The following is a 6,554-nucleotide window of genomic DNA, read 5'->3' as shown; positions in this document are numbered from 1 at the left end:
CCTCGGGCCGCGCCGGCGGGACCAGCGGCGGGGGGCCTGCGACAAGATCCACGGTTCCCCCCTCGTCGGCCGGCGCCGCGGCGGGCGGCGGCGTGTCGGGGCGCACCGGTGGCACCAGCGGCGGGGCCCCCGCGATAACGGCCAAGCCTTCCTCGGACGGGGAATCCGCGCTCTCCGGTTCGGCGGCGGGCGGCTGTGTGCCGGGCCGCACCGGCGGTGTCAGCAGCGGCCGGGCGGCAATGACCATGACCTGATCCTCGGGGTCGGGCCGCGTGGGGGCCGCATCGGGGATGATGCCGGCCAATTGGTCCAGGACGGTTCGCTCGGGCGGTTCGGTGCCCGGGCGCGGTGGCGGCGACAGCGGCGGCGCCCCGGCGAAGGCAAGGATTCCGTCCGGGGTCAGGGCCCCCTCGGGCGTGGCGACGACAAAGCCGTCGGGGCCGAAGGCGAACTCGGTGTCCGGGGCGGGCGGGTTCGGCGGCCGCGCGATAACCGCGTCCTGCGCGGTGCCCGCGGGCAGGCCGCGCGGCGGGCGCGGTTCGGGCGTGGCGAAGGCTTCCGAGACGGGGATCTCCTCGAAGGCCTGACCGCTCGGGCTGTCGGGGATGCGCGGCGCCCGCTGCCAGACTCCGGTGGCGGCATAAATCCGCTGCGCCTCGGCCGGGGAAAGGACCGTGCCCGCGGCCGCGGCGCGCGGTGTCGGGTCCGGGGCATCGGCCCGCGCGTCGGGGTCGGCCGGTGCCTCGGCGGGAGTGTCTTCGGGCGCAACATCGTCCGGTGCGGCGGGTGTATCCCTCTGCACCTGTGGCTGCGCCGAGGCGGGCGCGCCGGGGTCGGGCCGCGCGGGCGGCGCCGTTACCGGGGCGGGCACCTCGGGTAGCGGAACCGCCGGCGCGCTGCTTCCCGAGGCAGGGGCCTGCGGCGTTCCGGGTTCCATCGCGGGCCGTGCAGGCGGGGCGGCGGCGGTTTCGACCGGTGCCGCGTCCCAGCCGAGCCAGCGCGCGATCGCCTCGTCGTTCAGCGCGGCCAGCGCGGCCACGGCCAGCAGCAACAGGATGAGCAGTGCCGTCAGGATCAGGCCGAGGAAGCGGGGCTTGCCCCCGACCTTTTGGGGCGGTTTGCGCGCCCCGAAGATCGTCAGGCGTTCGCTCTCGTCCATCGGCGCCTGTGGGTTGGGGGCCTTGCGGCGACTGCGAAACAGGCCTGTCGCGGTGTCGTTTTCGGCCGCGGGGGCCGCCGTCTCGGTAGCCGGGGCCGGATCGGGTGTCGCGGTCAGAGACGCGGCCAGCGCCGGAGCGGTGTCCCGCGGGACGTCGGCCGACCGGTCCGCCTTCAACGGCGGGGCGGTCGCGGCGTCATCGGGCAGCGTGGCGGCGAGATCCTCTGCCGGGCCGTTCACCGGGGCCGACCCCGCGCCGGGGTTGAAACTCAGCGGTGGCGGGGCGGCGTCCTCGGACGTCGGGATGGCCACCAGTGGCGCCTCACCGCGCCGCGATCCGAACGAGACCGCGGGCGCCTCCCCGGTGTCGTCCTCGTCATTATTTTCCGGGTGCGGTTCTGCCCGTGGCGCCGTGAGCCTTGGCGGCCCGGGCCTGTCCGGGGCCGGGTCGACCGGGGCGGCGGCGCGGCGTGTGCCGAAAAACGGCGGCGCATTCTGCACCGGCGCCGGGTCCGGATCATCCGCATCGCAGTGCGGCTCTGGGCGGGCGGCCTCAGCCTCATCCGCGGGGATGACGGGGGCCGATACGACGTCCTCTTGGGCAGTGTCCCCGGGCGAGGGATCGATGGCGTCAGTGTCCGCGGCGTCCGGCCGCGCCGTCGCCCCGGTTTCGTCTGCCGGCTCCAGCGAGGCCTCGGGCGCGATCTCGTCGGGGTCGATCGGGGCGTGCCCGATCACCACCACCGGTTCGTCGTCGCGGGTGACCTCCTGGTCCCCGGCCGCGCCGGTCGGGCCGAAGAACGGCTCACCGACAAAGGCAAAGGGGTCGGGCACCGCGACGAAACTGACCGGATTGAACCCGTGTTCCGCGGCAAAGGCCTCGGCCTCGTCGAGGGTTTCGCGGGCCACGGCGGCAACATATGTCCGGCCACCCCCCTTGGAGTAATCGTAGACGAGATCGGCCAGCGCATAGGGCGTTGCCCCGTCCAGCGCGGCACGCACTTCGTCCTCGTCGGTGCCGGTGCCGTCCAGCGCAAGGTAGCGTATCTGGGCATCGGGGATCAGCAGCTTCGTGGCCATGCCGTCCGGTTCCAGCCGCAGGGCGGCCGCGCGCAGCCGGGTCAGCGCGCCGTTCAGGTCGGCGTCGTCCAGCGCCACCTCGCCGACAAGCGCCCAGCCGCTGCCCGCGCGATGCATCAGGCGCAACCCTTCAAAGGACAGGGACAGGGCGAAGTTTGGTTTCATGCCAGCCGACTACCATTACGGGCGGCGGGGCAAAATGCCCCGCCGCGGTTGCGCGGGACGCTACAGCAAGGTTCCGCCAAGGCCAAGCGCCGGGGCGGAAAACCCGCGCACGCCGGCGCGGAGTCGCGCCATACTGGCCCCAAACTGGCCCATACCCGACTGAAAGGAGACCAACCCATGCCCCGTATGATCCGCCTTGCGCTCCTGGCGCTCACCATCTCCCTTTTCGGCAGCCTCGGCCAAGCGCAGGACAGCCCCCGAACGATCACCGTCAATGGACAGGCCGAGGTCACCGTGCCGCCCGACATGGCCACGGTCCGCCTGGCCGTGCGCGCCGAGGCGAAGACCACGGGCGCGGCCCTGGACGAGGCCAGCCGCGCGATCCGGGCCGTTCTCGATATGCTGAGCGATCAGGGCGTGGCGCGGGCGGACATCCAGACCGGTGCGCTGCGGCTGAGCCCGATCCACGGCGAGGAACTGGTCTCGGGGGCGCCGAAGGTCACCGGCTATCGGGCGGTGAATACCGTCTCGGTGACCGTGACCGACCTGGATCGGCTGGGCGGATTGATCGCCTCGGCTGTGGACGCGGGTGCCAACACCCTCTCCGGTGTCAGCTTCGGCCTGCAGGACCCCCGGGCGCACGAGGACGCGGCCCGCCGCAAGGCCGTGGACGACGCCCAAAGGCGCGCCGCGCTCTATGCCGAGGCGGGGGGCGTGCCGCTGGGCGACATGCTGCGGCTGAGCGAACAGGGCGCCGGCGGCTACAGCCCGCTGCGGGGCGGCCCCATGATGATGGAGGCCAGCCCCGCCGCCGCCCGGGCCGACGTGCCGCTGGCGCCGGGCGAGATCACGCTGTCGGCCAGCGTCGTGGTGACCTACGCTATCCGGCCGGCCGGGTAACGCGCCCCGCTCAGGCCGTGGCCTTGGCGAGAGCCTGGTCCAAGTCGGCGATCAGATCGTCGGCATCCTCGATCCCGATCGAGAAGCGCACCACGTTCGGGCCGGCGCCCGCGGCCTCCTGCTGTTCGGGGGTCAGTTGCCGGTGGGTGGTCGAGGCCGAGTGGATGATCAGCGAGCGCGTGTCGCCGAGGTTGGCCACGTGGCTGAAGATCTCGACCGCGTCGACCAGCTTGACGCAGGCCTCGTAGCCGCCCTTGACTGCCACGGTGAAAAGCGCCCCCGCGCCCTTGGGGCAGACCTCGGCGACGCGGTGATGATAGGTCGAGCTTGGCAGCCCGGCGAAGGTCACCGCCTCGATCCGGTCGTCCTGCTCCAGCCAGGCGGCGACCCTCTGGGCGTTGGCGACGTGGCGGTCCATGCGCAGCGACAGCGTCTCGATCCCCATCAGCGTGTAATGGGCGGCCTGCGGATTCATGGTCATGCCCAGATCGCGCAGGCCCACGGCTATACCGTGGAAGGTGAAGGCCAGCGGGCCGAAGGTCTCGGCGAACTTCAGGCCATGGTAGGCCGGTTCCGGGTCGCTGAGCGAGGGGAACTTGCCCGAGGCCGCCCAGTCGAAGGTCCCCGAATCGACGACGGCCCCGCCGGTGACGGTGCCGTTGCCGGTCAGGAACTTGGTGGTGGAATGGACGACCAGCGTGGCGCCATGCTCGATCGGGCGGCAGAGGTAAGGCGTGGCGCTGGTGTTGTCGATGATCAGCGGCAGCCCGGCCGCGTCGGCGATATCGGCGATGGCGCGCACGTCCATGATGTAGCCGCCCGGGTTGGCGATGGCCTCGCCGAAAATGGCGCGGGTGTCGTCGTCGATGGCCGCCCGGACGGCCTCCTCGTCGTCGAAATCCACGAACCGGGCCGACCAGCCGAACCGCTTGATGGTCTGGCTGAACTGCGTGACCGTGCCGCCGTAGAGCCGGGTCGAGGCGACCACGTTCTTGCCGGGCCCCATCAGCGGGAACAGCGCGAGGATCTGGGCGGCGTGCCCCGAGGAACAGCAGATCGCGCCCGCGCCGCCCTCGAGCGCCGCCATGCGTTCCTGCAGGGCGGCCACGGTGGGATTGGTCAGGCGCGAGTAGATGTAGCCGACCTCCTGCAGGTTGAACAAGGCCGCGGCGTGATCGGCATCACGGAAGACATAGGCGGTGGTCTGGTAGATCGGCACCTGCCGCGCGCCGGTGGCCGGGTCCGGCCGGGCGCCCGCGTGCACTTGCAATGTGTCGAAGCCGTAGCTGGGGTCGTCGCTCATCTGTCCTGTCCTCCGTTGAGATTGTGCGCCCGAGCCTAGGCCGGTTTTCCGGACGGCTCAACGCGGGCGGCACGGAGAAGGACAGGTGTTTCGTCGTCCGGGCCGCATCGCCGGGCCCGTTCCAACGGGGCGGTTGCCGAAAGGAGCGCTTCCGCGCGCTTTCATTCGGCCGGACGGCGGCGTGACGCGCCGCACCGGCGCTGGCGCCCGGGCCGGCGCACGTCGGGGGCGCTGCCCCCGTCGCGCAAGCGCGACTCCCCCGCGGTATTTGAACCCCGAAGACCCGGGTGCCCTCGCCCAGGGGGTCGCTTGGCGCCATGGGCGAGGGGCTTCTTCGGGTGCGGTCATCGGCTCCGCAGCCTGTACCGCGCGCCTACGTTCGCGCATCAAGGTAAATCAATCCTGAACGCTTCTTTGGGTGAAAAATACCGCGGGGGGGAGTCGCGCGGCACGCGCGACGGGGGGCCGGCCCCCCTGACCGGCCCGGCGTTCAGCGCATCCAGAAGCCTTCCCGCTTGATGCGGTTGCGCAGTTTGCGTTCGGGCCTGGGCAGGTTGTCCTGGTCGAACAGGGCGCGGACCTTCCGCCCCCGGCCCTGGTAGATCATCCGCTTGAACGGGTCGTATTGCTTGAGCAGCTTCTTGGTCTTGTTGGGCGCGCTGACCTCTTCGAGGACTTGCACGACGCGGTCGCTTTCGCGGGCGTAGAGCAGCGGCAGCAGGCGGTAATGGCAGGTCAGATCGCCGTCGAGGCCGGCGAGGTCGGGGCCGGGGCGGCCCCCGCCGAAGCTGTGGATCACCAGCGGCAGCGCCACCTGGTCCAGCCAGGGGTCGAGCGATTGCAGGACGAGTTCGTCGGGCGGGGCGTCGCGGATCTCAACGGCCCAGTCGCGCCAGCGGGTGCCGAATGCGGGGGCGTCGGGGCCGATGACCCAGCCCGCGTTGAAGTAGAGATAGCGTTGCCAGTATTCGTCGGGCTGGCCGGTATCGAGCGTGTCGGCGAAGCCCGTCAGGCCGAACTTGTCGTAGAGCGATTTCCAGGTGGCGGTGTAGCCCGGCCAGTAAAGCTCTTCCTCGGGCCAGGTGCCTGAGCGCCGCATCGAGGCGGCGGGGCGGGAGAAATCCGCGGCCAGCCGCGACAGGTCGCCGGTGATCAGCGTGTCGCTGTCCAGGAACAGGAAAGGCCGGCCCGCGGGCAGGGCGCAGAGCGCCTCGATCTTGTTGCCCTGGGGATAGGCATGGCCGAAGGCGGTGGTCTCGAAGGGCAAAAGCGTGGCGCCCTGTGCCGCGAGGGCGGCCCGGATCTCGCCCGACATGGTCGGGTCGTTGGGCCAGAGCGGGCCGGGCTGGGGTTCGGCCACGTAGACGGTGCCGGCGAAATCCGGCGCCATGGCCCGGAGCGAGGTGACCAGCAGCAGGGCTTCGTATTGCAGGCGGCCGCGCTGGCCCACCAGCACGATGTCGAAGTCTGCCGCGCTGTCCGCCGTACCGGTCATGGCCGTCCCGCCCGTTGCCCCGTCGCGGGGACTATAGGTGCACGGTCAGGGGCGCGAAAGGCCCTGCCGTCACGGCTGAAACGACAGCGGCACGGTAAAACTGTGCGGCCCGGCCCCCAGTGCCTTCGGCGCGGCGGGATAGCGCGCCGCGCGGACGGCATCGAGGGCGGCGCGATCGAGGGCCGCGTCTCCGGAACTGCTGGCCACGCCCAGCGCCGCGAGTTGCCCGTCGCCTGTCAGGGTCAGGCGGATGCGCGCGGTGCCGCTGGCGCGGGTGCCATGCGGGTAGGCCTTGCGGCGCGCGATGGCGCGGTGCACGCCGCTGCCCCATTGGGCCATCAGTTGGCGCGTGGCGTCGGCGTTGGCGCCCTGGCTGGCCGGCGCGGCGTCGGGCCCGGCTGTCGTGCCGGTGTCGTGTCCGGCGGCGGCCTGTTCCGGTTGCGCCGGGCTGG

At 72.0% G+C, this 6,554-nt stretch carries 4 protein-coding genes and 1 pseudogene; 1 reads left to right on the top strand and 4 read right to left on the bottom strand.

Translation table 11 applies throughout. The features are described 5' to 3' along the window. Positions 1-2,404, bottom strand: a pseudogene (locus BU124_RS14310) (hypothetical protein); the annotation flags it as partial. Positions 2,405-2,581: 177 nt separating this feature from the next. Here BU124_RS14310 and BU124_RS14305 point away from each other — a divergent pair. Beyond that, on the top strand, positions 2,582-3,304 hold the full coding sequence (locus BU124_RS14305; RefSeq protein ID WP_179141942.1) for an SIMPL domain-containing protein: 723 nt from the start codon (positions 2,582-2,584) through the stop codon (positions 3,302-3,304). 10 nt (positions 3,305-3,314) lie between these two features. Here BU124_RS14305 and BU124_RS14300 read toward each other — a convergent pair whose 3' ends face one another. The 3 genes from BU124_RS14300 to BU124_RS14290 form a co-directional block, all read right to left on the bottom strand. Then, a complete protein-coding gene (locus BU124_RS14300; RefSeq protein ID WP_084864243.1) occupies positions 3,315-4,607 on the bottom strand; it encodes an O-acetylhomoserine aminocarboxypropyltransferase/cysteine synthase family protein in 1,293 nt (430 codons plus the stop codon). A 490-nt stretch (positions 4,608-5,097) separates the two neighbouring features. Next, a complete protein-coding gene (locus tag BU124_RS14295; RefSeq protein WP_084864242.1) occupies positions 5,098-6,102 on the bottom strand; it encodes a hypothetical protein in 1,005 nt (334 codons plus the stop codon). Positions 6,103-6,171: 69 nt separating this feature from the next. After that, positions 6,172-6,554, bottom strand: a 383-nt coding sequence (locus BU124_RS14290; protein ID WP_143530023.1) for an energy transducer TonB family protein, incomplete at its 5' end; no start/stop codon positions are given.

This window comes from Salibaculum halophilum, assembly GCF_002094885.1.
In the GTDB taxonomy this organism is placed as follows: domain Bacteria; phylum Pseudomonadota; class Alphaproteobacteria; order Rhodobacterales; family Rhodobacteraceae; genus Salibaculum; species Salibaculum halophilum.
This window is presented reverse-complemented; position numbering and strand designations above follow the sequence as displayed.